Raw genomic sequence first — 24381 nt, forward strand, 5'->3', positions numbered from 1 at the left:
GCTGCGGCGCAGGGCGATTCATTTTCCTCGGAGACCCTATCGGGCTCTTGAGACATCACAGTGCGGCGCGGAGTCGTTGAACGATCTCGTCTACACGGGGTACTCGAAGAAGAGAACAAGCTTCGTGACAGCGTCGACGACTGAGCGGTTCCCACAGGTGCGCGCGACGCGGCGCTCTGCCCGCACCCCCTACCCTGGAAAGGGTATGGAACTCGACGAGATCGATCGGCTGTGGGAGCGGCATCCTGCGTGGCGCCTTTTGCGTGCGCGCAACGCGCCGCTCATCCTGTCTTTTCTGGGTCGCTACTTCATCGAAGAGAACCGCGGGGCGGCGCCAGCGGGCCAACTCGTGTCAGCACTCGACGACTTCTTGTACGGCATTCACCGAGTCGAACCCGAACGATACCCCGCCGATCCAGCGGCCTACCTCGAAGACTGGGCGACACCTGAGTCGGCATGGCTGCGGCGCTTCTATCCCTCGGGGTCCGAAGAGGTGCACTACGACGTGACGCCCGCGGTTCAGAAGGCGTACGCGTGGGTAGAGGCGCTGCAGGTGCGATCTTTCGTCGGAACGGAGTCGCGACTCGAAACCGTTGTCGAGCTTCTTCGCCGCATCGTGCACGGATCAGACATCGACCCCGAGAGCCGCATCGCCGAACTCCAGCGGCGCCGCGACGCCATCGACGCAGAACTCGCCGAAGCACGTGAGGGCAGGTTCGCGGTCCTCGACGAAACGGCGGTGCGCGAGAGATACCAGCAGTTCGCCACGACCGCGCGGGAGCTGCTCACCGACTTTCGCGAGGTCGAGGAGAACTTCCGTTCGCTCGATCGCTCCGCACGCGAGAAGATCGCCGGCTGGGACGGAGGCAAGGGCGCGCTGCTCGGTGAACTGGTGAGCGGGCGGACCGACATCTCATCGTCAGATCAAGGACGCAGCTTTCAGGCTTTCTACGACTTCCTTCTCTCGGAGGGTCGCCAAGAGGAGCTCGCGGATCTGCTCGCGACGGTACAAGCCATGCCGCAGCTCTCCGCCGATCGCCGTCTGCGCAGCGTCCACCACGACTGGGCCGATGCGGCGGAGCGCACCCAGCAGACTGTCCGAAACCTCTCGGAGCAACTGCGACGGTTTCTCGAAGATCAGGTTTGGGTCGAGAATCGCCGTGTCGTCGATCTCGTCCGCGCCGTCGAAGCATCCGCTCTCGCTCTTCGTGACGCGCCACCGCACGACGCTGGACTCGTCGTCGATGAGCCCGGTGTGCCGATCGCCCTCCCCTTCGAGCGCCCCCTCTACGACCCGCAGCCCGATGTCGTGGTCAACAGCATGCTCTCCCCCGACGAGATCGACGTGGCCGCGCTCGACGATCTGTTTGCGCAGCGGTTCGTCGATACAGCACGGTTGGCAGCGAACATCCGCGCGGTGGTGCCGCCACGCACAGCCGTTCCGCTCGACGAAATCGTCGGGTTGTACCCGGTGCAGGAGGGGGTGGCTGAGATCCTCGGATATCTGTCGCTCAACGACGATGACATCACCATCGAGGTGGGCGACGACGAGATGACGATCGATATCGCCGATGCCCAGGAAGATGCAAAGAGGGTGCGGATGCGGAAGGTCCAGGTGAGACGCACGTGAGAACTGTCGACGAACAGGCCGTCGCCACGACAATCATCCTTCTCATGCGGGAAGTCCTCTACCGCGAGGTGCCCTCCCACGAGGAGGCGTGGCAGACGCTGCAGCGACACCGTGGCGCGGTCGCCGACCATTTCGCCGCGATCGGGATCGACATCGTGGTCGACGATGCCGAAGGCTACGCCTACCTGGTCACCCGCGAACCGGAAGACGGCGAGCAGCCGCTCCCGCGACTCGTGCGTCGACGCAGCCTCACCTACAACGTGAGCCTGCTGCTCGTACTCCTTCGCAAGCGCATGGTCGAGTTCGAGTCATCGGGCGAAGAAGGCAAGCTCGTCCTGACGCGCGAGCAGCTGGTCGAGATGCTGCGTGTTTTTCAGGCGACGTCGAGCAACGAAGCCAGGACGGCCGATCAAGCAGATCGCACGATTGCGCAGGCGGCCGAGCTCGGGTTCCTCCGGGAGTTGCGTGGCCAACCCGGCGCCTGGGAGGTCCGGCGCATCCTCAAGGCCTATGTCGACGCGCAGACGTTGTCGGATTTCGCCGCCCGCCTGGACGCCTACGCGGGGGCCACAAAAGGATCGCCGCAATGACCGACGCTCTGTTCTCCGCCCTCGAGACGCCGTCGTCGGCCCACCAACGCACCGGCTACCGACTCCAGCGGATCGAGGTGTTCAACTGGGGCACATTCGACAAGCACGTATGGTCGACGCATCCGAACGGGCAGACGTCGCTCCTCACCGGCGACATCGGCAGCGGAAAATCCACGCTCGTCGACGCCATCACGACCCTCCTCCTGCCAGCCAACCGCATCGCATACAACAAAGCCGCCGGCGCGGATGTTAAGGAGCGCTCCCTCCGCAGCTATGTCGAGGGCCACTACAAGTCCGAACGCAACGAGGCATCGGGCGCGTCTCGACCGGTGGGCCTGCGTGATCAGACGTCGTATTCGGTCATCCTGGGCGTTTTCACCAACGAAGGGTACGGCGAGAGCGTCTCGATCGCACAGGTCTTCCATCAGAAGGATCGGGTGGGTCAGCCCGACCGCTTCTTCGTCACGGCGTCCGAAGCGCTCTCCATCGACCCCGACTTCACGGACTTCGGTTCGGACCTGAAAGCACTGCGCGCACGGCTCCGCACACGCGGCGCCGATGTCGACACCACCTTTCCCGACTACCACCGTCGGGTGCGGCGGCTGCTCGGCATCCGGTCGGAGCAGGCGATGGAGCTGTTCCACCAGACGGTTTCGATGAAGTCGGTCGGCAACCTCAACGACTTCGTGCGCGACCACATGCTCGAGCCCGTCGATGCCCAGTCGCGGGTGAAGGCGATCGTCGACCACTTCGAGAATCTCGTGAAGTCGCACGACGCTGTCCGCACCGCAACCGACCAGCTTTCCGTGCTGACGCCGCTCGTCGCCGCGGCCGATCGGTTCGACGATGCGACAGCGCGCCACGCGGGCCTGATGGATCAGCGCAGCGCCGTCGCTCCGTATATCGCCGAGCGCGTGCGCGAACTGCTCGATGGCGAGATCGCCGCGCGCACCGCAGAGCTCGCGACGCTCGATGCACGCAAGTCCGACCTGGCGCAGCAACGTCAGGCTCTGGTACCGACCAGTGATCGTCTGAAGCTCGAGCGGGCTGGGGTCGGCGGCGACCGGCTGAAAGAGTTGGATGCCGAGATCCCCCGCGCCGAGGAGGATCACGTCGGTCGCGCCGAGCGCCGTCGACGGTATGACGCCCTGCTCATCTCGGCCGGGCTCGACGCCGCCGAGAACGGGGATGACTTTCTCGCGCGTGCAGAAGAGGTCGGCCTTCGACGTACCCGGCTCGATGAGCAACGAGCCAACGTCACGAAGCGCCGAGACCCGCTGTTCGAACGCCGCACCGACGCACGACGCGCGCGCGATGCTGCGCAGCACGAGATAGACAGCCTGCGAGCTCGACGCAACAGCCTTCCCGCCGATCTCGACCGGGTGAGGGCCGCCCTCGGCGATGCACTCGGCCTCGGCGAAGACGACATTCCCTTTGCCGGCGAACTGCTCGAGGTGTCTGACGATTTCGCCGAGTGGCGCGGAGCCGCCGAACGTGCGCTGCGCGGCTTCGCGCTGACCCTGCTCGTGCCGCAGGAACACTACGCGCGCGTGTCGGCGTGGGTCAACGACAACCGACTCAACGCAAAGCTGGTGTATCGGCGAGTTCCCGAACGGCGGGTGCGCGCCGTACCCACCGTGCACGCGGGCAGCCGACTCGTCGATGCCCTCACGATCGAGCCGGGGCCCTTCGCCGACTACCTGGCCGCCGAACTCGCCGTTCGCGCCGACCATGTGCTCGCAGCATCCGTCGACCAACTCCGGAGAGAAGATCGGGCCGTCACGCGAGAAGGCCTCGTCCGCGACCGCGATCGGCACGAAAAGGACGACCGGCGCAGCGCCGCCGACCCGCGCCAGTGGGTGCTCGGCCGCGGGAGTGAGCAGAAGATCGCCGCCCTCCAGATCGAGCTCGACGGCTACGTCGCCGAGCTCGATTCCGTAGAACAGCACCTGACCGTGATCGACGACGAGGCGGGCGCTTTGGCCGGACGGGCCGAGGCGCTTGCCGCGCTCGCGCAGTACCACTCGTGGACGGAGCTCGATGTCGACGCCGCTGCCGCCCACGTCGCCGCGCTGCAGGACGAGCGCGATCGCCTCGTCGGCGGATCCTCGCAGCTGACCGCGATAGATGCGCGGCTCGAAGAGATCGCCCGGCAGGATGCCGCGCTCGGCGCGGAGGCCGAAGAGATCATTGCACGCATAGGCGCCGCTCGAGCCGCGGGCGCCGCCGCGCAAACGCGCAGGCGCGCCGAAGACGAGGCTCTCGTCGCCATGGGACCGGCAGTCATCGATCAGGCGCGCACGCTCTACCCCGCCCTCGCCGACCGCGTGACACGGGCCGATGTGCGCACGGTCGAAGACTGCGACCGGTTGCGTGGCACGCTGATCGACGCCCTCACCTCTGCCATCGAATCCACGCAGCGTGAGATGAACGGGTACACCACCGGCATCCAGCAGCAGATGGGTGAGTTCCTTCGACGGTGGGCCGAGCATCGGGGCGAGCTCGATGCGAGCGTGCGGTCGCTCCCCGAGTTCCGCGCTTTGCACGAGCGCGTCACGCGCGATGACCTGCCCCGCTTCGAGGCAGAGTTTCGGCACCAGCTGAACACGAACGCCGTGCGTGAGCTCGCGCAGTTCAACGCGTGGCTGCGCCGTCAGGCCGACGAGATTCGCGGGCGCGTCGAGATCATCAACGAAGCACTCGCCGCTATCGACTACAACCCCGGCCGGATCATCGTGCTCGTCGCCGAGCCGACCGTGAATCACGACGTGCGCCAGTTCCGCGCAGACCTGCGCGACGCGACGGCCGACGTGCTCGACGCCGACGGCACCGGCGTCGATGTCGAGCAGCGCTTCGAACAGATCCGACAGGTGATCGAGCGTCTCAAGGGTCGCGTCGGTCACGCCGACGGTGATCGAGCGTGGATGCGGCGCGTCACCGATGTGCGCAACTGGTACACCTTCGCCGCGAGCGAGAATGATCGTCGCACGGGGGAAGAGTTCGAGCACTACACCGACTCCGATGGCAAATCGGGCGGGCAAAAAGAGAAGCTCGCCTACACGATTCTGGCGGCGTCCCTGGCCTATCAGTTCGGCTTGGAGTGGGGCGTTGAGAAGTCGCGCGACTTCCGGTTCGCCGTCATCGACGAAGCCTTCGGTCGAGGATCGGATGCGTCTACCCGCTACGCGCTCGAGTTGTTCGCGAAGCTCGGTCTCCAGCTCCTCATCGTGACACCACTGCAAAAGGTGCACGTCATCGAGCCGTACGTGAGCGCGATCGGCTTCGTCGATAATCCGACCGGTGCGGCATCGCGTGTACACACGCTCACGATCGAGGAGTTCCGGGCCAAGCAACGAGGCCGCGGGTGAGTGACCCCGCACGCTGGTCGACACCGGCGAGTATCACCGCGGCCGTCCGTCGACGCTGGAACGATGGCTCGCTGCTGCGCGGGTACGCAACCGATGAGCCGTTCGGTGCAATCGAGGTTCCGCTCCGGGGGCCGAGCGCCGGAGACCTCGGTGAGCATTTCGATGCGGCACGGGAGTGGTCCGCGACATTGCGGGAGGCATCGCGCGGCGGGCGCGCGTACACGCTTCTCAGCGGCCGCATCGGTGGCCGTCTGTCGGGGCTCACGGAGTTGCCGGTGCGTGCCGTGGTCGACTCTTTCGAACAGGCATGGCTGCTTCTTGGCACCGCGACGGATGCCGCAGCCTTCCGTCGGCTGGTTGGCGCATCCGAACACGTCTCCCGCGCACGCGAGTGGGCGCTCGGTTCACCGATCGCCGCCGTGTCGCTCGCTTCCCAGTGGCCGTCGGTACTCGGCGCCTACACCTGGCTCGACGAGCATCGGGGTTCGGGCCGTTATCTGCGCCAGGTGAGCGCGCCCGGCGTCGACACGAAGTTCATCGAACAGCACCGCGGCGTCTTGGGCACGATGCTGGGAGTGTCCACCGCGGCAGGGGCATTTACGCGCGAACTCGGTCTCGCGAGCAAGCCGGCTACGGTTCGCCTGCGGTTCGATCCCGCGGTGCTCGGCGCACCGAGCGGACTGAACGAGGCTGTGCTACGAACAAACGAGCTGCAATCACTCGAGGTGCGAGCACGGCGCGCGCTGATCGTCGAGAACGAGATCACCTACCTGAGCGTTCCGGTTCCGCAAGGTGGCGTCGTCCTCTGGGGGAAGGGCTACGACGCCGATCAGCCGGCGTCGCTCCAATGGCTCAGCGACACCACGGTGACGTACTGGGGCGACATCGACACCCACGGGTTCGCGATCCTCAACCGCGTTCGCGCCCATCTGCCGCAGGTTCGGTCGGTGCTGATGGACCGCGAGACGCTGCTCGCACATGAGGCGTCCTGGGGTCGCGAACCTGCGCCAACCGATGCGCGGCTGTCGCTCCTGGATGAAACGGAGGGCAGGCTCTACACCGACCTCGTGACCGATCGATACGACTCCGCGGTGCGCCTCGAGCAGGAGCGCATCGACTGGGAGTGGGCTCTCGGACGCCTGCAATAGGTCCGGCATAGTTCAGAAATGTGCGCGCTGGAGTGCATGATCCTGACCCCCTCTGCCCACGACGCTCAGAAAGAACCGGTGGTGACATCATCCTCAGATCGCGAGGCGCTCGCGCAGATTCGAAGCCGAGGGATCGATATGCGCAAGGCCGGGGATGCTGCCGAAGGCTCGATCGGCCGACATCAAGCCGGTCACGTACTCGCGCCGAAGTGCTACCGCGGCAAGAACAGCGTCGAACGAACCCAGTGATTCGTGCTCACGGAACAGCGTCATGCCTCGCGAAAGGTCCTCGGCATCAACTGCGACGAGCGGCGCCAGAAGGGTCGCATAGCTCTCCGCCGTGGCCGCAGCATCCGCTCGTCCGTGTCGCCGGGCGCGCACGTGGGCGAACTCCTGAATAACTTCGACGGTTGTGGTCGCCTGCAATCGACCATCCCCGATCGCGCGGACGGCTGCACGGCAGGGGTCTCGCAACGGATGCTCCGAACCGAGCGCGTACGCGAGCACGGTGGTGTCGAGAAGGATCACGCGCGGCGCCCACGCAGTGCGTCGAGCTCGTCGAGCAGTCCCTCGATCGGCGGAAGATCCATGGGTTCGGCGTCGAGCAGCGCCGCCGCGGCGCGCGCCCGGGCGGACGCTTGCGGCGGGTAGACGACATCGATCGCCGTGCGAACAAGCGACGCAACCGACACGCCTCGCTCGGTGGCGGTGCGCTCGAGCCGCTCGCGCTGAACGGGGTCGACAAGAATCTGTAGCCGCTCCGTTTTCATACACATACATTAGCATGTGCATGTTTCTTGCCCGTTCTGGGATATTGGCAGGAACGGGCGCGAGTGCGGCGTGCACGGGTGGGCGCGCCGCATCCGCCGTGGCAGCGCATTGCTGATTTCCCCGCACCAGACGCTCTTGCCGCCCGCGGTGCGCTCGAACTCGCCCGGCATTGCCAGTCGCCCGCAATCACGGCCCATGCCGTGCGCTCTCGGCTGTGGGCCGAGGTGTTCGCCGTCGTCGACGGCGCCACTCTCTCCCGGCGATTCCCCACCAAAGAGTCTTTGATCGATGCGGTCTTCGCTCGCCGGCTGAGCTGGTGGCTGGACGCCCTCAACGGTTGCTCCATCGCTCATCTCAAGGCCTCTGCATCCCTCAAATCGCCGTCAGCAAACGGTCCGCGATTGCAGCCGCCATCCTGACCGGGACGGCGTTCCCGATCTGGCGCTCGATGTCGCCGCGCTTTCCCGCAAACTTATAGGTCGCTGGGAACGTCTGAATTGCGGCGGCCTCTCGCAAGGTCAAGGGGCGGTGCAACTCAGGGTGAGTATTCGCTCCTCTGAGGGCCACAGATATTGAGGTTGAGGGCCACGTTCTGATCGACGTGATCGCGTCGGTGGGGACCACTCGATATTCGGGTTGAGGGCCACCGTTCCTAGGCTCCTTCTGCCGCGTGGCCAATCACGCGGCAGAAGGAGTGATTCGGATGGTACGCAAGATCAGAGCGAAGCTGGTGCTGAGGCTTCGGGGGGAGGGGTTCTCGGGGCGGCAGATCGCCGCGCAGGGCATGTCCCGCACGAGCGTGGCCGCAGTCATCGACGCCGCCGACCGTGAAGGCGTCCGCTGGGACGACGTCGCCGAGCTTGACGAGGCGACGGTCTATGCGCGGTTGTTCCCCGGACGTGGTGAGCATGACAGCGTTCACGCGCAACCTGAGTGGGAGGGGGTGCATCGCGAGCTCGCGAGGGTCGGGGTGACGTTGAAGCTGTTGCACGGCGAGTATCTCGACGCCTGCCGGGCGACGGGATCGCCGGCGATGGGCTATGACCGGTTCTGCAAGACCTACCAGCAGCACCTCCTGATCGCCGGCGCAGCGTCGCGCGTCGGTCACAAGGCGGGCCAGAGCGTCGAGGTCGACTGGTCAGGTCCGACGATGCAGCTGACCGATCCGGTCACCGGGCAGCAGACGCGGGTGTTCTTGTTCGTCGCGACGTTGCCGTTTTCGAGGTTCGCGTTCGTCGAGCCGGCGCTGGATATGAAGCAGGACACCTGGTTGCGCGCGCATGTCTCGATGTTCGCTTGGTTCGGCGGGAGTGTTCCTCGGATCGTGCCGGACAACCTGAAGACCGGGGTGATCAAGCATCCTGCGGAGGGTGAGGTGGTCCTGAACGACGCGTATCGGGAGCTCGCGGCTCACTATTCGGCAGCGGTGCTGCCGGGGAGGGTGAAGAAGCCTAAAGACAAGGCGAGTGTCGAGAACACCGTCGGGAACATCGCGACCTGGGTGATCGCGAGCTTGCGGGACCGGACCTTCGCGACGCTGCCGGAGCTGCGCGCCGCGATCTATGAACGCGTCGACGCTTACAACACCGAACCGTTCCAGAAACGCGCCGGATCACGAGCGAGCGTGTTCGAGGCGGAGGAGAAGCAGCTGCTGCGGCCGCTGCCGCAGGTTCCGTTCGAGATTTCCCGCTGGGTTTATAGGCGTCGGGTTCAGAAGAACGGGCACGTGGTGTTCGAGCGGAACTTCTACTCCGTCCCGTTCGCCCACATCGGCCGGGCCGTTGACCTGCGGGTCACGGACACCACCCTCGAGGTGTTCGCCGGGGATCAGCGGCTGACCAGCCACCTCCTCGCGCCGACCGGGGTGGTGAACGAGTATCGGACGCATGACGGGGATCTACCGGACGGGCCGCGTTATCGGCAGTGGGACTCTCCGCGGGTCAGGGAATGGGCGGCCCGGATCGGGGAGAACACCACCACAGTCGTGAATCGGATCTTCGAGTCGGTCCCGGTCGACGAACAAGGCCTGGGCGCCGCGTTGGCCGTATTGCGGCTGACCCGCCGCTACTCCGCTGCTCGTGTTGAAGCGGCGGCGGAGGTCGCGTTGACCCGCGTTCGGTCGCCGCGTTACGCGCACCTGAGACCAATACCGTTCAGTTAAGGGTTTGAACGTGAACTCGGGGACTGTTCGCGGGTTGTGGCCAACGACTGTGGTGGTCGCGTTTGGCAAGCCATTTGGAGATCTTGCGTTTGATCACGCGGGGGTTTGAGCGCTGTCGGCGCGCAGGGTTCAGGCGTTTGAGAAGGCTGAGGATGGCGTGACGCCATGCGGCGACGGCAGTGTCAGGGCGCTGAGGGGGAAAAAGAGCCCGAGGCGACTGAGCGGCGGGCTATGCGTAGCGCTGCGACGAACGAGACCCGGTCGGGGTCCCGTCCGGCGTGGGCGGCGGCGTCGACCATGAGGGTGCGGATGGCGTAGTGGCAGCACAGGTGCCCCCAGATTTCTTGTTGGACCAAATCGGGAGACTTGGAGCGCAGCACGCCCCTGGGGCCACGCTGATGTGTCTTCAACTCGTCAAAGGTGGACTCGATCTCCCACCGCTCGGAATAGGCCGCAGCGAGGTCTTCGGCGGTCACCTCGGCTGGATCCAGGATCGTGGTGAGCAGCCGATACGACTCGGGGTTCTCCCTCCCGTCCTCGATCGTGTAGTCGATGACCCGCACCTTCAGCGGCGGTGTCGACTTCCGGTCGGTGCCGGAGGTGGGGATGATCTCCGCCAACCATGACCCGTCGGGTAGAGCTTCCCGAAACCGCGGGCGCAGGTTCGTCTTGACCCGCCAGAGCAAGTCTGCACCCGTGGCCGCGGCTTGCTGCCAGAGTGTGAACCCGTAGAAGCCTCGGTCGGCGAGCACCAGCATTCCAGGCTCCAGCCTGTCGAGCAGTTCCCGAGACAACGCGATCTCCGAAGTGGTGCATGGGCCGATTTCAGCGTCGAGGATGGCATGGGTGCCGCACTCGGCCAACGCCACCAGCCGGGCCTGCGGAAACGCGGCATGCTCACCCCGACTCGACGCGGGGCGGCCGAAGAAGTCGACATTCGCCGGCGTGTCAGCCAGATCCAAGACCGTGCCATCGATCGCGACCAGTCTTCGTCCGGCCAACCACGAACCCGGTGTCGCCGGCCTGGCCAGCGGGCGCGCCACCCGGGTGAACAGGTCACGCACGGGTTCGAATCCGAGCCGGGAGCGGGCTTGGAAGATCGCCGACTTCGACGGCGGCGACCATGACTCGGCCCAGCCCGAGGACCATGCCAGCCCATCCGTCAGCTGGGCGAACACATCCTCGTAGGAACCCTCCGAGTGCAACGCCATCCCGATCGAGAAATACGCCATCACCCGCGCCGGCAACGACCGATTCCGTTGCTCGGTACGCCCGGCATCAGCAATCACCTGATCAACAACCTCCGCAGGAAACACCCGTGTCAGCAAACCCACCGACACCAAATCCGACAACCGGCGGTCAGAAACCGGCTTCACCCAACCAGAACGAGGCATACCCCAAAACTACCGCACGAACCCTTAACTGAACGGTATTGCACCTGAGACCGATCCTCGAGACCAGGCAGGACGACCCCGACGCCCGCGACGCATGGTCGACACCAGGCCGAACGGCCGAGCCAGCCGGGTATGTCCGCGGCGCGGACTACTACGCGGGAGGCACCCGATGACCCGCATCGACAGCGAGAGCAAGAGGAAGCTGCGGGAGATGGGCGTCACGGCGCTGGTCGACGCGTTCGAGGTCCAGGACGACACCCTGACGCTGGGGATGGTGTTCGAAGAACGCATCAAGCTCGCCGTCGACGACGCACACGCCACGTTCACCCACGGCAAGGTCGAGGGACTGATCCGCCGGGCCGGGCTGCGTTACCCGAACGCGGACCTCCGCCGCCTCGACCTCATTGAACAGCGCGGCCTCGACAGAGGGATCATCGCGCAGCTGGGCACCTGCGCGTTCATCAGCAGGCAGCAGAACGTCGTGTTCCAAGGGTTCACCGGCTCCGGGAAGTCCTACCTCGGCTCGGCGCTGGCGAAGCAAGCCTGCCAGCACAGGTATCGGGCGCACTACGTCCGCATGCCCGACCTCGAGGAGACCTGGGCCGCGGCCCGTGACCGGCCCGGCGGGAAGGAGAAATGGCTCCGCAAATACGCCGCGTTCACGCTGCTGGTCATCGATGAATGGCTCCTCGACCCACCCAGCGACGACGTCCGCAGCATGCTCCTCGAGCTCCTCGAACGGCGCTACGACTCCACGTCGACGGTGTTCTGCACCCAATACGCGAAAAAGGACTGGCACCAACGCCTCGGCTCCGACGTCCACGCCGACGCGATCATGGACCGCATCGTCCACAACACCATCTGGATCGAAACCGGCAGCACCAACATGCGCGAACACACCAACATGAGCAGCTGACCCGACGCCGGTGAGCGCCAGCACGACGGCTGGCGCTCACCGGCAATATCGTCTGGCCCTGAACCTCAATATTCGGTGGCCCTGAAACACGATAATCCCCGGCCCCCAAAGCTCCGAATACTCATCAGGGTGTAGAAACGGCCCAGACGCGGGCGTCGCGCATCGTGTCGTCATAGTCGGTGCGGGTTCGTCCCAACGCAGCCGCGCCATTTTTGCCTTCGTCGGCAAGCCGTCTATGACAGTCCAACTGGAGCTCAACGGGCAGATCGAACCGATTCCCGCCTACTGGGATAGCTTCAATCCGTTTCAGCACTTTGGCCGGAAGCACACGCGGCAAACTCAACGGATCGTCATCGGCGACCTCGCAGGACAGCTGGTCGAATGTTTGCCGTACCGTCCTCGGTTCCTCCGGGTCCGCCGGAGACAACGAGTCGGGCAGTATCGAGCGCAAGCCGCGCAGCGCAAGGATGATCAGCCTCTTCCGCCTCTGCGGGACGCCGAAGTTGACCGCGTTGACATGGTAGGAGCGGCCGTTGTACCCCAGCTGCCGCAAAGACGCTAGAAGTTCCGACGATCTCCGATCACGCCCCAAGCCCGGAACGTTCTCGACTAAAACGGCCTTGGGCCGCAGTGCCCGCACGAAGCGCACGGTGTGTCGGACCAGTTCGTTGCGGGGATCGTCGGGTCCGATACGACCTTCCGCGAGAGACGAGAATCCTTGACACGGCGGGCAGGCCTTGAGGAGGCCCAACTCACCAGGAGCCAACCTCAGCTCGCGCCCCACACCGATCGCAGTGAGCGTTTTGATGTCTTGTTCCCACAAACGAACGGCCGGGTGGTTGAGACGATAGGACTCAGCGGCGATCGCATCGAACTCGACGGCACCAATCACATCGAATCCGGCATCAGCCAGACCCTGTGTTGAACCCCCCGCGCCGGAGAAAAGGTCAATCGCGGTGGGTCGGCCGGTTTGCGTAGCTACAGCATCGCGTCGATCAGGAGGGGCTGCGCGTTCCATGCAGACCACTCTTTCGATGATCGCCGATGGCCTCAAAATCAACTGAAACAGACTCACCAGAACCCAGTCGTTTCGACGATCCTACTGTCAGACTCCACCTCCGGCCGAGACGCTCTCACGTTCCGCATTCGCGGTGATCACCTTCGAACAGCTGTCGGCTGCACAGTTGACATCTGCACCTCCTCAGAATCAATCAAGAATCGGTGACATGCAAAAAGGACCAGAGACTCTTGCGAGTTTCCGGCCCTTCTCTGTCGGGATGACAGGATTTGAACCTGCGACCCCCTGACCCCCAGTCAGGTGCGCTACCAAGCTGCGCCACATCCCGTTGTTCACTTTTCCGCCCCCGCCTAAGCGCAGACAACTCCACCATCTTACCCGAGCGCCCGAGCCCCCGTGAACGCCATCGACCCGTGTCGGCAACGCCCACTAGCGTGACCGCATGACGATCACCATCGTGCCCGCCACCGCCGATCGGTTCGACGACGTCGAGCACACCTTCTCGGGCGCGGGGACGGACTCAGCTGCCAATACCAGTGGTGGACTCTGACGAACGCGCAGTTCTAAGCATCCGATCAACACGAACGCGAACGGATGCTGCAGGCACAGGTCACGGCAAAGCCCTCCCCCGCGCTCGTCGCATACGTCGACGGCGAAGCGGCCGGGTGGGTCCGCGTCGGCCCCCGCACCGAGCAACCATGCCTCGCTCGGACCCGCGATGTCGCAGCAACGAACGACCCGTGGGATGACTCACCTGTCTGGGCCGTCACGTGCTTCGCGGTGCGCAAGGAGTACCGCGGCCAGGGGCTCAACCTGGCATTGCTTGACGCCGCCATCGAGCACGCCCGCGAAAACGGCACTCGGGTGCTCGAGGCGTATCCGAACGACACCAGCGTCGCCCAGCGCCCCGCAAACGAGCTCTACCGAGGCATCCTGAGCGTTTTCGAGACCGCGGGATTTCGCGAGATCGCGCGCCCGAAACCCGAGCGGGTCATTGTTCAGCTCGAACTGGGCACCTGAGCGTCGCGCTCGTCGCCTCGCGCATTCGCCCGGTGCGACTCCGCACCTCGTGCCGTCATGCGGTGCAAGCCGAGACGCGAAAGCGTGTAGGTCATGCGACGATTATGGGGCCCGGTGGCCGAACCGCCGCGAGCCACTCGATGAGGAGCATCATGACCGCAGAGTCCCCGCGCTCGCCCCTCGCGAGCCTCGCCGCGTTGCCCGCCTGGATCGGCTTCGTGCCGTATGCCCTGGTCTCGATCGTGCACATCGTGGCCCTCGGCGTGGGCGCCGACGCCGTTGCGGGCCCCACCAAGCTCACGCTCATGCCTCTGCTCGCCGTCGCCGCACTCTGGGCCGGCCGCGGGTCGACCTGGGGAACGCCCGCGACCCTGCTGTTCCTCGCTCTCGCCTTCTCGTGGCTCGGCGACGGGGCAGGCACGTTCTTCCCCCAGGTGTCCGAGCTGCCCGTCATGCTGCTCTGCTTCGGCCTCGCTCATATCGCCTACATCGTGCTTTTCTGGCGCTTCATCCGCACGAAGCCGTGGCCCGCGTGGGCGCTCGTCTACGTGGCGTGGTGGCTGCTGCTTGTGGCCGTCCTCTGGCCGCGGCTGGGCGCCCTGTCGTTCGCCGTGGCGATCTACGGCCTTGTACTCGGCGGAACCGCGGCCACGGCCGCCCGGTGTGCACCCATGGTCGCGGTAGGAGCGGCGTTCTTCCTCGCGTCCGACACCATCCTCGCGTTCCACCTATTCACCCCCGAGGCCGTGCCCGGCTGGACCAGCCCCCTCGTCATGCTCACGTACACGCTCGGCCAGGGGCTCATCGTCGCGGGCGTCGCCACGGCGCTCCCCCGCGCCATCCGTACCCGCCCAACCCAGGCGACGCCGCGATGACCGCCGGGACATCTCGCGTGCGAACGGATGCGTGGCTCTGGGCCGTTCGTGTCTACAAGACCCGCTCGGCGGCGACGACGGCCTGCCGGGCGGGACACGTGCGCGTGAACGGCGACCGGGCCAAGGCCGCGCAGCCCATCGGCCCCGGCGACGAGGTCCGCATCCGCATCGCGGGCTTCGACCGCACGCTCATCGTCCGCCAGACCATCGTCAAACGTGTCGGGGCCCCGGCGGCCGCGCTCGCCTACGAAGACCTCACGCCTCCCCCGCCGCCGCGCGAGTCGATCGCGTTCGTGCCGGTCCGTGATCGCGGGGCCGGTCGTCCGACCAAGCGCGAGCGCCGCGACATCGACAAGCTCCGCGGTTTCAGCCCGGAGTAGCCGCAGTGCCCCACCCCGGTCATTGAGCGAGGCCCAAAGGGCCGAGACGAAATGACGCTCCCACACAGCGGTGCGTGGGAGCAGCCACCGGCGCCCCCGGTAGCGGAGCCTGTCGAAGTGACCAATTGCACCTCGCCGGTACCCGGTCGCGAGATGTGAGAACTCTCATCTTTTCGGCGTGATTCCGCCGCTTTTTGGGGGCTTTTCGCCGTTCGAATGTCGGAGGCCGTCCGTATCGTTTAGAACATGTATTCGAATGTTGGCATCACCCATGACGATATCGTGTGTGACAGCATCGCGCGGGAACTCGCGGACAAGTGCACGGATGCCCGGCTAGCGTTGGCGCAGGCTGAGGCTGCTATGGCGCGGGTGTTCGCGAAAGCTGCGCGGGTCGGGATGCAGCGGGTCGCTGAACTCCCCTCGCCCACGTCCCGCGAGGCGGAACTGCCGTTCCGGGCACTGGCTGCGGAGTTGGGTGCGGCGGCGAACATGTCCGACCGAACCGTGCAACGCCGCATGAACGATGCCGCGGTGCTGGCCGAGTCGTTCCCCGCCACGTGTGAGGCGTGGGACGAGGGACGCGTTGGTGCGGGACATGTTGCGGTGATCCTGGAACACGGCACGCCCCTCACCGATCCGGATGCGCGGGCGGTGTTCGAGCGTGAGGCGTTGGTCCGCGCGGAGGGGACGACGCCCGGAAGGCTGGGATCGTCGTTGGCACGGCTCGCGGAATCCCTGCAGCCCCGCACCATGACAGAACGCCACCAAGAAGCACGGGCATCGCGCTGTGCGTACGTGCGGGACATCGGGGACGGGATGGCGGAGTTCAGCACCGTCCAACCGGCCGTGCTCGCTCACGCGATGCACGACCGGATCACCCAGCAAGCCCACGCGATCAAGAAGGCCGACCCCACGGACACCCGCACGCTCGGCCAGATTCGTGCGGATCTCGTCGCCGACATGGTCCTGACGACTTCACCCACCGTGGACACCGGTGCGGGCATGTCGGACGGGTTCGGAGGATTGGGGGCGATCCGCGCGAACGTCAACGTCACCGTCCCCGCCCTCGCACTCGCCGGGGTCACGAACGAACCCGCCGAACTCGTCGGCCGTTGCCCGATCGACCCCGCCACCGCCCGCAAGCTCGCCGGTGACGCGACCGGGTGGGATCGCGTACTCGCCGATCCGATCACGGGGTGCGTTCTCGCGGTGGACAGGTACACCCCATCCGCCGACATGAAGCGATTCCTCCGAGCGCGGGATCAGCACTGTCGATTCCCCGGATGTCGGCAACCCGCACACCGGTGCGATCGCGACCACACCCTCGATTACGCGTTGGGCGGCGCGACGGATGTCTGCAATCTCGCCTGCCTCTGCAAACGACACCACACTCTCAAAGGCGAAACGGCTTGGAAGGTCCGGCAACTCGGCGGCGGAGTTCTGGAGTGGACGTCACCGGGCGGTCACGTCTATATCGACAAACCACCGTCGGCGATCCACTTCACCCCGAACACGGATCCACCCCCGTTCTGGGGCACCCGGTCACTGAGCTCGTCGAAGTGACCGACTGTGGCCTGCCCGTCGGTCACTGAGCTCGTCGAAGTGATCAGCCGTGCCGCGTCCGTTGAACTACTAGCCGAGCAGATCCAGCAGCCACCGAGCCCCGTGCACCGTGGCGCCAGCCCGCTCCGAGCGGTGCGCGAGCCCCGCGTCGCTCGTGACGACCGTCACTGCGGCCCCGTCGAGACTGCCTACCACGTCCACGATCGCATCGTCACCGGAGCCCGCGGCCCGCACGAGCTCGACAAGACCCTCGCGATCGGCAACCGCCCGCGCCGCACCCTCGACGACCACCACGACCCGAGGGAACCAGCGGGTCTCCGGCAAGTCGATATCGGATGCCTCGAGCCCACCGACCGCGAGCGCTTCGAGCCGATCGAGCAGACGATCCGTCGCGCCCGCGCGATCCTTCCACCATCCGTCCGGCACCGAACCGACGACATTCGCGGCATCCACGACGATCACAGGGCGCAGGTGCAGGGCGGCGCGGAGGTGACTCCAGGCATCCTCGAACGACGGATGCAGCGGATGGTCAACGACGGCGTCAACACGTACCCACTCGAGCGCATGGCTCTCGGGGTCGCTGATCACGGGCGCAAAGGGCACGACGACATCACCGATCACGGTCGTGTACGACCAGATGCCGAGGTCGAGCACACTCGTGGCGCGCGGACGGATCGCCGAGCCGGGAACGCCGGCCTCTTCGAGGGCCTCACGGAGCGCCGCATCCATCGCGGACTCGCCCTCGTGACGCGCACCGCCGGGCAGCGCCCAGGTGCCCCCGAAGTGGCTCCACGAGACGCGGTGCTGTAGCAGCACACTGTCGAGCGCGGCGTCGTACGCGAGCAGACCCGCCGCTCCGAAGCGACCCCAATAACGTTCGCCACTGTCGGCCACGACCCAGGCATCGCCCGGATCGCGCGGTCCGGACGGGCGCCGCGGCTCACCGGGGACGGGGGGCTCGATGCTCACCCCTCCAGATTCTCACACCGGAGGGGCCTCAGCGCCCGGCCTGCCGGGTTAGCGCGTGCGCTTCTCGCGGACCCGCATGTTGATCTGGATCGGCGTGCCCTCGAAGCCGAAGATCTCGCGCAGGCGACGCGCGATGAAGCGGCGGTAGCCGGGGTCGAGGAATCCGGTCGTGAACAGCACGAATGTCGGCGGGCGCGACGCGGCCTGCGTTCCGAACAGGATGCGCGGCTGCTTGCCGCCCCGAAGCGGGTGCGGGTGCTCGGCCACGAGCTCGGAGAGGAACGCGTTGAATTTTCCGGTCGGAATGCGCTGATCCCAGGACTCGAGCGACGTCTCGAGCGCGGGCACGAGCTTGTCGAGGTGACGCCCGGTCTTAGCCGAGATGTTCACGCGGGGCGCCCACGCAACGTGCGCGAGGTCCTGCTCGATCTCGCGCTCGAGGTAGCGGCGACGATCATCGTCCACGAGCTTGTCGGTCGACAGCAGGTCCCACTTGTTGAACGCGAGCACGAGCGAGCGGCCCGACTCCAACACCATGTCGATGATCCGCACGTCCTGCTCGCTGAGCGACTCGCTCACATCGAGCACGACCACGGCGACCTCCGCCTTTTCCAGCGCCGTCGCGGTACGCAGCGACGCATAGAAGTCGGCACCCTGCTGCAGGTGCACTCGGCGACGGATGCCGGCGGTGTCGACCAGACGCCAGAGCTTGCCGCCGAGCTCGACGATCTCGTCGACCGGGTCGCGGGTCGTGCCCGCCAGCTCGTTCACGACGACGCGCTCTTCGCCCGCCGCCTTGTTGAGCAGCGACGACTTGCCGACGTTCGGACGTCCCAGGATCGCAACGCGGCGCGGGCCACCGATCTCGTGCGACGCGACGGCCGAGATCTCGGGCAGCTTCTCCATCAGCTGGTCGAGCAGGTCCGCGACGCCACGGCCGTGGATGGCCGAAACGGGGTACGGCTCGCCGAGACCCAGGCTCCAGAGCGCGGCGGCCTCGGGTTCGTGGCGCGCGTCGTCGATCTTGTTGGCGACGAGGAAGACGGGCTTGCCGCTCTTGCGCAGCAGCTTGACGACCTGCTCGTCGGTCGCGGTTGGACCGACCATGGCATCGACGACGAACAGCACGACGTCCGACAGATCGATCGCAACCTCGGCCTGAGCGGCAACGGATGCATCGATGCCGCGAGCATCCGGCTCCCACCCGCCGGTGTCGACGAGCGAGAAGCGGCGATCCATCCACTCGGCCTTGTACGTGACGCGGTCGCGGGTGACACCCGGGGTGTCCTCGACGACAGCCTCGCGGCGACCGAGAATACGGTTGACGAGGGCAGACTTGCCGACGTTCGGGCGACCGACGATCGCGACGACGGGCAGCGCCGGAAGGTACTCGATGCCGTCGATGCCTCGCTCGACTCCTGCGAGCAGGTGCGCGTCGTCCTCGTCGAGGTCGTAGTCGGCGAGGGATGCGCGCAGTGTCGCCGCCCTCTGCTCGACCAACTCGGGGTCGAGCTCCGCCATTTTCTCGGCGATCTGGTCGGGGCGACCTTCGTATTCGTCGTCAGCGCTCATGGCGTCAGTCCTCGTGTTCTGTCGCGCGGGTTCTCGAAACGATGTCGAGGACCGCGTCGACGGTCTGTTCGAGATCGAGGTCGGTCGAATCGACCACCTCGACCCCCGGGGCGGCGGTCAAGAAGTCGACCACCCCGCTGTCGGAGGCGTCGCGGCGGTGCAGGGCGTCGGCGACGACCGCTGCTTCCACGCCGGTCAGTTCGGCGCTGCGCCGGGCGGCGCGCACCTCGGGGGCTGCTGTGAGCAGCAGCCGGACGGCCGCGTCTGGCGCGACGATGGTCGTGATATCCCGGCCTTCGACGACGATGCCGTCGGGGCTGTCGGCGATGATCGAGCGGAAGAGGCTGGTAACGGCGTGGCGGATCGCCGGCACACGGGCCACGCCGCTGACGGAATCCGAGACGCGCGGCTCGCGGATCGCGTCGGCGACATCCACCGACCCGACGCGCACCCAGGTGTCGTCGGGGTTCGTCGAGATCGCGAAATCGAAGTCGCCCGTCGCATCGAGCACGGCGCTCGCATCGCTCGTGTCGGCACCGCGTTCGAGCACGTGCCAGGCGAGGGCACGGTACGCGGCGCCCGTGTCGAGGTAGCCGTAGCCGAGGCGCGAGGCGACGCGCTTGGCGACGCTCGACTTGCCGCTGCCCGCGGGCCCGTCGATCGCGATCACGTTGTCGGCGGTTGCCAACGGCACCACCGGGGTCGATTCACTCATTGCCCGTGCCCGCCATCCGCCAGCCTCGTTCTTCCAGCCCCGCGGTCGCGTCTGCGACGCTTGCGGGTTCCACGCTGATCTCGGCGAGACCGAAAGCGGCGCCCGGTGAGTGTTCCAGCCTCAGATCTTCGACGTTCACGCCGAGCACGCCGAGGTCGCTGAACAGGTGCGCCAGCTGCCCCGGGGTGTCGTCGACCATCACGACGAACTGCTCGTAGCGCCGCTTCTGCCCGTGTTTGCCGGGCAGTCGCCCGACGCCCTCGTTGCCGCGTTGAATGGCGTCGGCGACCGTGCGGCGAGAGCCCGCGCCATCCGGATCGCGCAGCGCGTCGACGACGCGGCCGAGGTCGGCGGCGAGTTGGTCGAGCACCTCGACAACGGGTTCGGAGTTCGCACCGAGGATCTGCACCCACAGTTCGGGAGGGGATGCGGCGATGCGCGTCGTGTCGCGAACGCCCTGGCCCGCGAGTTCGAGCGATTGCTCGGGCGCCTCGCGTAGGCGCGCCGCGAGCAGGCTCGAGACGAGCTGTGGCACGTGAGAGACGACGGCGACCGAGCGGTCGTGCTCTTCGGGGGTCATCTCGATCGGCATGGCGCCGAGGTCGAGGGCCAGGCCTTCGACAACGGCGAGATCGGCGGAGGACGTCTCTTCGTCGCGGCAGACGACCCAGGGACGCCCGATGAACAGGTCGGAGCGCGCCGAGATCGCTCCCCCGCGCTCGCGACCGGCGAGCGGGTGTGAGCCGATGTACCGTTTCAGGTCGATCCCGCGCTCGCGCAGTTCGTGCAGCGGCGCCAGTTTGACGCTCGCGACATCCGTCACGACAGCGTCGGGAAAACGGGCCAGTTCGGATGCGACGACGTCGGCCGTGACATCGGGCGGCACCGCAACGACGATCAGGCGAGGCTGGTCGTCCGGGCGGCTGAGGCGCCCAGCACCGTAGTCGACGGCCAGACGCACCTGCGCACGAGACGTGTCATCGAGCGCGACATCGACGCCGAGGGCCGTCAGGGCGTGCCCGACGCTCGCGCCGAGCAGTCCCGCGCCGACCACGCGGACGGTGCCGCTGGTGCGCGCGGCAACACGTGGCGTGGTCGTGTCGGTCACTGAAATCTCCTACTGAGTGTCGCCCTGCGGCTCGTCGTCGCTCGCGAGGGCGGCATCGCGGCGCGCGAGGGTGAGCAGCGCGCCGCGTTCCACCTTAGTCAACTCCCGCGCCTGCCCCGCCGGGAGAGTTCCCAGGTGGAGCGGGCCGAACTGCCTGCGGACGAGTTCACGAACCGGATGCCCCACCTCGGCCATCATGCGACGGACGATTCGATTGCGCCCCGAGTGCAGGGTCAGCTCGACCAGGCTCGTGCCCCCCGAGGTATCCAACAGTCGCGCTTTGTCGGCCGCGATGGGGCCGTCTTCGAGCTCGATGCCGCGCGTCAGCTGCGAGATCGTCTGCGCGCTGACCCGGCCCGACACCTGGGCGATGTAGACCTTCGTCACCCCGTACGAGGGGTGCGCGAGCACGTGGGCGAGCTGACCGTCGTTGGTGAGGATGAGCAGGCCACTCGTCTCGGCGTCGAGGCGCCCGACGTTGTAGAGGCGCTCGGGCCACTCGGCCGTGTACTGGGTCAGGTCGGGGCGGCCGCGCTCGTCGCGCATCGTGCTGAAGACGCCCGTCGGCTTGTTGAGCATGACGTAACGCATGCCCGACTCGACCTGTACGGCAACCCCGTCGACATCGACCAGGTCGGACTCCGGATGAATCCGCGCGCCCATCTCGGTCACCACCACGCCGTTCACCCGCACGCGCCCGTCGGCGATCAGCGCTTCGCTGACGCGCCGCGAAGCCACGCCGGCCTGGGCGAGAACCTTCTGCAGTCGCACACCGTCGGTCGAAGCATCCGTCGGCCGTGATTCTTCTTCGTGCATGTCGCTTACCGCCCCAGAGCTTCGTCGAGTTCGCCGTCCGACACATCGGGCAACAGGGGTGAGATCGGCGGCAGCTCGTCGAGCGAGTTGATGCCGAGGTTCACCAGCAGCGCGTCGGTCGTTCCGTAGTGGATCGCCCCGGTCTCGGGATCCGCGAATTCTTCCGTGATGAGGCCGCGGCCGAGCAGCGTCCGCACGACCGAGTCGACATTGACGGCGCGAATCGCCGCGACCTGGCCGCGCGTGACCGGCTGCTTGTACGCGATCACGGCGAGGGTCTCGAGCGCCGCTTGCGACAGTCGCGACGGCGCCTGCGTGTTCACGAACTCACTCACCAGGTCGTCGTGCTCCGCGCGCACGTACAGGCGCCAGCCCCCGCCGACCTCGCGCAGCTCGAACCCGCGCCGTGGTCCCCCCGCGCGGCCGTCGTAGTCCTCGACGAGCGACTCGATCGCCTGACGCACGGCGGCGACGGGCGCCGACACGGCGGTCGCGAGGGCGACGAGGCTCTGCGGCTCCTCGATCACGAGCAGAATCGCCTCGAGGCGGCGGGCGACGGATGCGTCGGGGGCTGAGTCTGTCGAAACATCAACGGTCATAATCGGCCCCCAGGCTCGCAAGTTGTTCGTCGGACCAGTTCTCGGCCGACCATCGGAGGGTGAGTTCGCCGAGCGGCTCCAGCTGTTCGAATGACAGCGCCGCGTGGCGGTACAGCTCGAGGATCGAGAGGAACCGCGCCACGACGATACCGGGTTGCGTGACTCCGGCGACGAGCTCCCGGAAGCTCACCGACTCGGACCGACGAAGCAGCGACACGACGACGGCCGCCTGTTCGCGGATGCTGACGAGCGGCGCATGCAGATGCTCGAGACCGACATGCGGCATCTCGCGTGGGCTGAACGCCAGGAGCGCGAGCGCGGCGAAGTCCTCGACCGACAGCGTCCAGAGCAGCTCGGGCACGGCCGCGCGGTGCTTCTCGTCCAGCCGCACGGCACGTGCGTGCCGTGTGTCTTCGCTCTGCAGTCGGGTGCCGAACCATCCGGACACCTCTTTGAAAGCGCGGTATTGCAGCAGGCGGGCGAACAGCAGGTCTCGCGCCTCGAGCAGGGCAACGGATTCGGAATCGACCAGCTCGCCCTGGGGCAAGAGCCCCGCGACCTTCATGTCGAGCAGGGTCGCCGCTACGACGAGGAATTCGCTCGCCCGCTCCAGCTCTTCGTCCGGATCGAGCGCCCGCAGGTACGAGATGAACTCGTCCGTCACCTTACTGAGCGCGATCTCGGTGATGTCGAGTTCGTGCTTCGAGATCAGCGAGAGCAGCAGGTCGAACGGGCCGTCGAATCCCGTGACCGAGACCCGAAACCGGCCGTCGTCGTCCGCTTCGTTGTCCGCGCCGTGGGCACCTGGCGCGATCTCAGGCGACGTCGCCACGCGCGACCAGTTCCCGCGCCAGGCGCAGGTAGGCCTGGGCGGCGGCGTGTTCGGGGGCGAATTCGATGATCGGCAAGCCCGAGACGGATGCATCCGGGAACTTGACCGTCCGACCGATGACGGTCTCGAGTACATCGTCGCCGAAGGCCTCGACAACACGCTCGAGAACCTCGCGGGCGTGGAGCGTGCGGGCGTCGTACATCGTCGCGAGCACCCCGTCGAGTTCGATCGCGGGGTTGAGGCGATCGCGCACTTTCTCGATCGTCTCGATCAGCAGGGCGACGCCGCGCATCGCGAAGAACTCGCACTCCATCGGGATGAGCACGCCGTGGCTGGCGGTCAGAGCGTTGACCGTGAGCAGGCCGAGCGAGGGCTGGCAGTCGATCAGAATGACGTCGTACTCGCGAGAGACGTGGCGCAGCACCCGCGCCAGAATCGTCTCGCGGGCGACCTCGTTGACGAGGTGCACCTCGGCGGCGGACAGGTCGATATTGGCCGGCAGCACGTCGAGGCCCTCGGTGCGCGAGGGGACGATGATCTCGCGCGGATCGCGCTTGGTGTCGAGCAGCAGGTCGTAAACGGTCGGGATATCGTGAGTCGCGATGCCGAGTCCGGCAGACAGGGCGCCCTGCGGGTCGAAGTCCACCACGAGCACGCGACGGCCGTAGTGGGCGAGCGATGCCGCCAGGTTGATGGTCGTGGTCGTCTTGCCGACCCCGCCCTTCTGGTTGCAGAGCGAGATGATGCGCGCCGGACCGTGCGAATCGAGCTTCGGCGGTGTGGGAAAGCCGTGGTACGGACGACCGGTGGGGCCGAGGGGTGCCTCGTCCGTCGAGGAGGCCTTCTTCGTGCCCCGCGCGCTGCCCGCCACCGATACTCCCTGCGTCACCATGTCAACGGCATCTGAACCCTATGTCGTGGACCGATTCTAGTCAC

22 protein-coding genes, 1 tRNA gene and 2 pseudogenes are annotated in these 24381 nt (G+C 66.7%); 11 read left to right on the forward strand and 14 right to left on the reverse strand.

Annotated features, from left to right (window positions below; translation table 11 throughout):
- The first annotated feature begins 205 nt into the window (after positions 1 to 205).
- The 4 genes from ACXZ1E_RS03125 to ACXZ1E_RS03140 are packed head-to-tail and all read left to right on the forward strand — an operon-like array spanning position 206 to position 6736.
- Positions 206 to 1630: a DUF3375 domain-containing protein gene (locus ACXZ1E_RS03125; RefSeq protein WP_458041988.1), complete on the forward strand. Its 1425-nt coding sequence runs from the start codon at positions 206 to 208 to the stop codon at positions 1628 to 1630.
- Positions 1627 to 2220: a DUF4194 domain-containing protein gene (locus tag ACXZ1E_RS03130; RefSeq protein WP_458041989.1), complete on the forward strand. Its 594-nt coding sequence runs from the start codon at positions 1627 to 1629 to the stop codon at positions 2218 to 2220. Before ACXZ1E_RS03125 ends, ACXZ1E_RS03130 begins: the two co-directional genes overlap by 4 nt.
- Positions 2217 to 5588, forward strand: a complete 3372-nt coding sequence (locus tag ACXZ1E_RS03135; RefSeq protein WP_458041990.1) for an ATP-binding protein — start codon at positions 2217 to 2219, stop codon at positions 5586 to 5588. Before ACXZ1E_RS03130 ends, ACXZ1E_RS03135 begins: the two co-directional genes overlap by 4 nt.
- On the forward strand, positions 5585 to 6736 hold the full coding sequence (locus ACXZ1E_RS03140) for a Wadjet anti-phage system protein JetD domain-containing protein (protein WP_458041991.1): 1152 nt from the start codon (positions 5585 to 5587) through the stop codon (positions 6734 to 6736). Before ACXZ1E_RS03135 ends, ACXZ1E_RS03140 begins: the two co-directional genes overlap by 4 nt.
- A 93-nt stretch (positions 6737 to 6829) precedes the next feature.
- On the opposite strand, the gene ACXZ1E_RS03145 is transcribed toward ACXZ1E_RS03140, so the two are convergent.
- Both ACXZ1E_RS03145 and ACXZ1E_RS03150 read right to left on the reverse strand, forming a co-directional pair.
- Positions 6830 to 7264, reverse strand: coding sequence for a type II toxin-antitoxin system VapC family toxin (locus ACXZ1E_RS03145; protein WP_458041992.1), 435 nt, complete (start codon positions 7262 to 7264; stop codon positions 6830 to 6832).
- Complete coding sequence (locus ACXZ1E_RS03150) at positions 7261 to 7506, reverse strand: hypothetical protein (protein WP_458041993.1); 246 nt, start codon at positions 7504 to 7506, stop codon at positions 7261 to 7263. Before ACXZ1E_RS03150 ends, ACXZ1E_RS03145 begins: the two co-directional genes overlap by 4 nt.
- Before the next feature lie 78 nt (positions 7507 to 7584).
- Between ACXZ1E_RS03150 and ACXZ1E_RS03155 the strand changes: the two genes are divergently transcribed.
- The gene (locus ACXZ1E_RS03155; RefSeq protein ID WP_458042986.1) at positions 7585 to 7926 is read left to right on the forward strand and encodes a hypothetical protein; all 342 of its coding nucleotides are present in this window, start codon (positions 7585 to 7587) and stop codon (positions 7924 to 7926) included.
- On the opposite strand, the gene ACXZ1E_RS03160 is transcribed toward ACXZ1E_RS03155, so the two are convergent.
- Positions 7880 to 8131 (reverse strand): DNA cytosine methyltransferase, encoded by a 252-nt coding sequence (locus ACXZ1E_RS03160; protein ID WP_458041994.1) that lies wholly within the window; start codon positions 8129 to 8131, stop codon positions 7880 to 7882. The genes ACXZ1E_RS03155 and ACXZ1E_RS03160 overlap by 47 nt on opposite strands.
- Before the next feature lie 79 nt (positions 8132 to 8210).
- Here ACXZ1E_RS03160 and istA point away from each other — a divergent pair.
- Positions 8211 to 9656: pseudogene (gene istA / locus ACXZ1E_RS03165) on the forward strand (IS21 family transposase); the annotation flags it as partial.
- 194 nt (positions 9657 to 9850) lie between these two features.
- On the opposite strand, the gene ACXZ1E_RS03170 reads toward istA, so the two are convergent.
- Positions 9851 to 11062 (reverse strand): IS4 family transposase, encoded by a 1212-nt coding sequence (locus ACXZ1E_RS03170; protein ID WP_168914865.1) that lies wholly within the window; start codon positions 11060 to 11062, stop codon positions 9851 to 9853.
- Positions 11063 to 11231: 169 nt separating this feature from the next.
- Between ACXZ1E_RS03170 and ACXZ1E_RS03175 the strand changes: the two genes are divergently transcribed.
- Positions 11232 to 11978 carry an ATP-binding protein gene (locus ACXZ1E_RS03175; RefSeq protein ID WP_458041311.1) on the forward strand — a complete coding sequence of 249 codons (747 nt, stop codon included), beginning with the start codon at positions 11232 to 11234 and terminating at the stop codon, positions 11976 to 11978.
- A 124-nt stretch (positions 11979 to 12102) separates the two neighbouring features.
- Here the strand turns inward: ACXZ1E_RS03175 and ACXZ1E_RS03180 are convergent, their stop codons facing one another.
- Positions 12103 to 13053, reverse strand: a complete 951-nt coding sequence (locus ACXZ1E_RS03180; protein WP_458041995.1) for a DNA cytosine methyltransferase — start codon at positions 13051 to 13053, stop codon at positions 12103 to 12105.
- A 197-nt stretch (positions 13054 to 13250) separates the two neighbouring features.
- Positions 13251 to 13324, reverse strand: a tRNA-Pro gene (locus tag ACXZ1E_RS03185).
- Between the two features lie 263 nt (positions 13325 to 13587).
- Here ACXZ1E_RS03185 and ACXZ1E_RS03190 point away from each other — a divergent pair.
- From ACXZ1E_RS03190 to ACXZ1E_RS03205, 4 genes and pseudogenes are all read left to right on the forward strand, one after another.
- A pseudogene (locus ACXZ1E_RS03190) lies at positions 13588 to 14016 on the forward strand (N-acetyltransferase family protein); the annotation flags it as partial.
- Between the two features lie 152 nt (positions 14017 to 14168).
- Positions 14169 to 14891 carry a lysoplasmalogenase gene (locus ACXZ1E_RS03195; RefSeq protein WP_458041997.1) on the forward strand — a complete coding sequence of 241 codons (723 nt, stop codon included), beginning with the start codon at positions 14169 to 14171 and terminating at the stop codon, positions 14889 to 14891.
- On the forward strand, positions 14888 to 15271 hold the full coding sequence (locus ACXZ1E_RS03200; protein ID WP_458041998.1) for an RNA-binding S4 domain-containing protein: 384 nt from the start codon (positions 14888 to 14890) through the stop codon (positions 15269 to 15271). The genes ACXZ1E_RS03195 and ACXZ1E_RS03200 overlap by 4 nt, the downstream gene beginning before the upstream one ends.
- A gap of 246 nt (positions 15272 to 15517) precedes the next feature.
- Positions 15518 to 16834: a DUF222 domain-containing protein gene (locus tag ACXZ1E_RS03205; protein WP_458041999.1), complete on the forward strand. Its 1317-nt coding sequence runs from the start codon at positions 15518 to 15520 to the stop codon at positions 16832 to 16834.
- Positions 16835 to 16903: 69 nt separating this feature from the next.
- Here ACXZ1E_RS03205 and ACXZ1E_RS03210 read toward each other — a convergent pair whose 3' ends face one another.
- Genes ACXZ1E_RS03210 through ACXZ1E_RS03245 form a run of 8 tightly spaced genes read right to left on the reverse strand, consistent with a single transcriptional unit; the run spans position 16904 to position 24337 of the window.
- On the reverse strand, positions 16904 to 17803 hold the full coding sequence (locus ACXZ1E_RS03210; protein ID WP_458042000.1) for an NUDIX domain-containing protein: 900 nt from the start codon (positions 17801 to 17803) through the stop codon (positions 16904 to 16906).
- Positions 17804 to 17851: 48 nt separating this feature from the next.
- Entirely contained in the window at positions 17852 to 19375 is a 1524-nt protein-coding gene (gene der, locus ACXZ1E_RS03215; protein WP_458042001.1) for a ribosome biogenesis GTPase Der, read from the reverse strand.
- Between the two features lie 4 nt (positions 19376 to 19379).
- Positions 19380 to 20090, reverse strand: coding sequence for a (d)CMP kinase (cmk, locus tag ACXZ1E_RS03220; RefSeq protein WP_458042002.1), 711 nt, complete (start codon positions 20088 to 20090; stop codon positions 19380 to 19382).
- On the reverse strand, positions 20083 to 21198 hold the full coding sequence (locus ACXZ1E_RS03225; RefSeq protein ID WP_458042003.1) for a prephenate dehydrogenase: 1116 nt from the start codon (positions 21196 to 21198) through the stop codon (positions 20083 to 20085). Before ACXZ1E_RS03225 ends, cmk begins: the two co-directional genes overlap by 8 nt.
- A 9-nt stretch (positions 21199 to 21207) precedes the next feature.
- Positions 21208 to 22014, reverse strand: coding sequence for a pseudouridine synthase (locus ACXZ1E_RS03230; protein ID WP_458042004.1), 807 nt, complete (start codon positions 22012 to 22014; stop codon positions 21208 to 21210).
- Positions 22015 to 22019: 5 nt separating this feature from the next.
- On the reverse strand, positions 22020 to 22613 hold the full coding sequence (gene scpB / locus ACXZ1E_RS03235) for an SMC-Scp complex subunit ScpB (protein ID WP_458042005.1): 594 nt from the start codon (positions 22611 to 22613) through the stop codon (positions 22020 to 22022).
- Entirely contained in the window at positions 22603 to 23445 is an 843-nt protein-coding gene (locus tag ACXZ1E_RS03240; RefSeq protein WP_458042006.1) for a segregation and condensation protein A, read from the reverse strand. Before ACXZ1E_RS03240 ends, scpB begins: the two co-directional genes overlap by 11 nt.
- On the reverse strand, positions 23429 to 24337 hold the full coding sequence (locus ACXZ1E_RS03245; protein ID WP_458042007.1) for a ParA family protein: 909 nt from the start codon (positions 24335 to 24337) through the stop codon (positions 23429 to 23431). Before ACXZ1E_RS03245 ends, ACXZ1E_RS03240 begins: the two co-directional genes overlap by 17 nt.
- Positions 24338 to 24381: the final 44 nt, after the last annotated feature.

Source organism: Pacificispira sp. HM-600 (assembly GCF_977993705.1).

Bases quoted from the DNA above. Each gene is read 5' to 3' on its own strand.
- ACXZ1E_RS03125 (WP_458041988.1), top strand. From the start codon at position 206: ATGGAACTCGACGAGATCGATCGGCTGTGGGAGCGGCATCCTGCGTGG.
- ACXZ1E_RS03135 (WP_458041990.1), top strand. From the start codon at position 2,217: ATGACCGACGCTCTGTTCTCCGCCCTCGAGACGCCGTCGTCGGCCCAC.
- ACXZ1E_RS03150 (WP_458041993.1), bottom strand. From the start codon at position 7,506: ATGAAAACGGAGCGGCTACAGATTCTTGTCGACCCCGTTCAGCGCGAG.
- ACXZ1E_RS03170 (WP_168914865.1), bottom strand. From the start codon at position 11,062: ATGCCTCGTTCTGGTTGGGTGAAGCCGGTTTCTGACCGCCGGTTGTCG.
- ACXZ1E_RS03175 (WP_458041311.1), top strand. From the start codon at position 11,232: ATGACCCGCATCGACAGCGAGAGCAAGAGGAAGCTGCGGGAGATGGGC.
- ACXZ1E_RS03195 (WP_458041997.1), top strand. From the start codon at position 14,169: ATGACCGCAGAGTCCCCGCGCTCGCCCCTCGCGAGCCTCGCCGCGTTG.
- ACXZ1E_RS03200 (WP_458041998.1), top strand. From the start codon at position 14,888: ATGACCGCCGGGACATCTCGCGTGCGAACGGATGCGTGGCTCTGGGCC.
- ACXZ1E_RS03205 (WP_458041999.1), top strand. From the start codon at position 15,518: ATGTATTCGAATGTTGGCATCACCCATGACGATATCGTGTGTGACAGC.
- der (WP_458042001.1), bottom strand. From the start codon at position 19,375: ATGAGCGCTGACGACGAATACGAAGGTCGCCCCGACCAGATCGCCGAG.
- cmk (WP_458042002.1), bottom strand. From the start codon at position 20,090: ATGAGTGAATCGACCCCGGTGGTGCCGTTGGCAACCGCCGACAACGTG.
- ACXZ1E_RS03230 (WP_458042004.1), bottom strand. From the start codon at position 22,014: ATGCACGAAGAAGAATCACGGCCGACGGATGCTTCGACCGACGGTGTG.
- scpB (WP_458042005.1), bottom strand. From the start codon at position 22,613: ATGACCGTTGATGTTTCGACAGACTCAGCCCCCGACGCATCCGTCGCC.
- ACXZ1E_RS03245 (WP_458042007.1), bottom strand. From the start codon at position 24,337: ATGGTGACGCAGGGAGTATCGGTGGCGGGCAGCGCGCGGGGCACGAAG.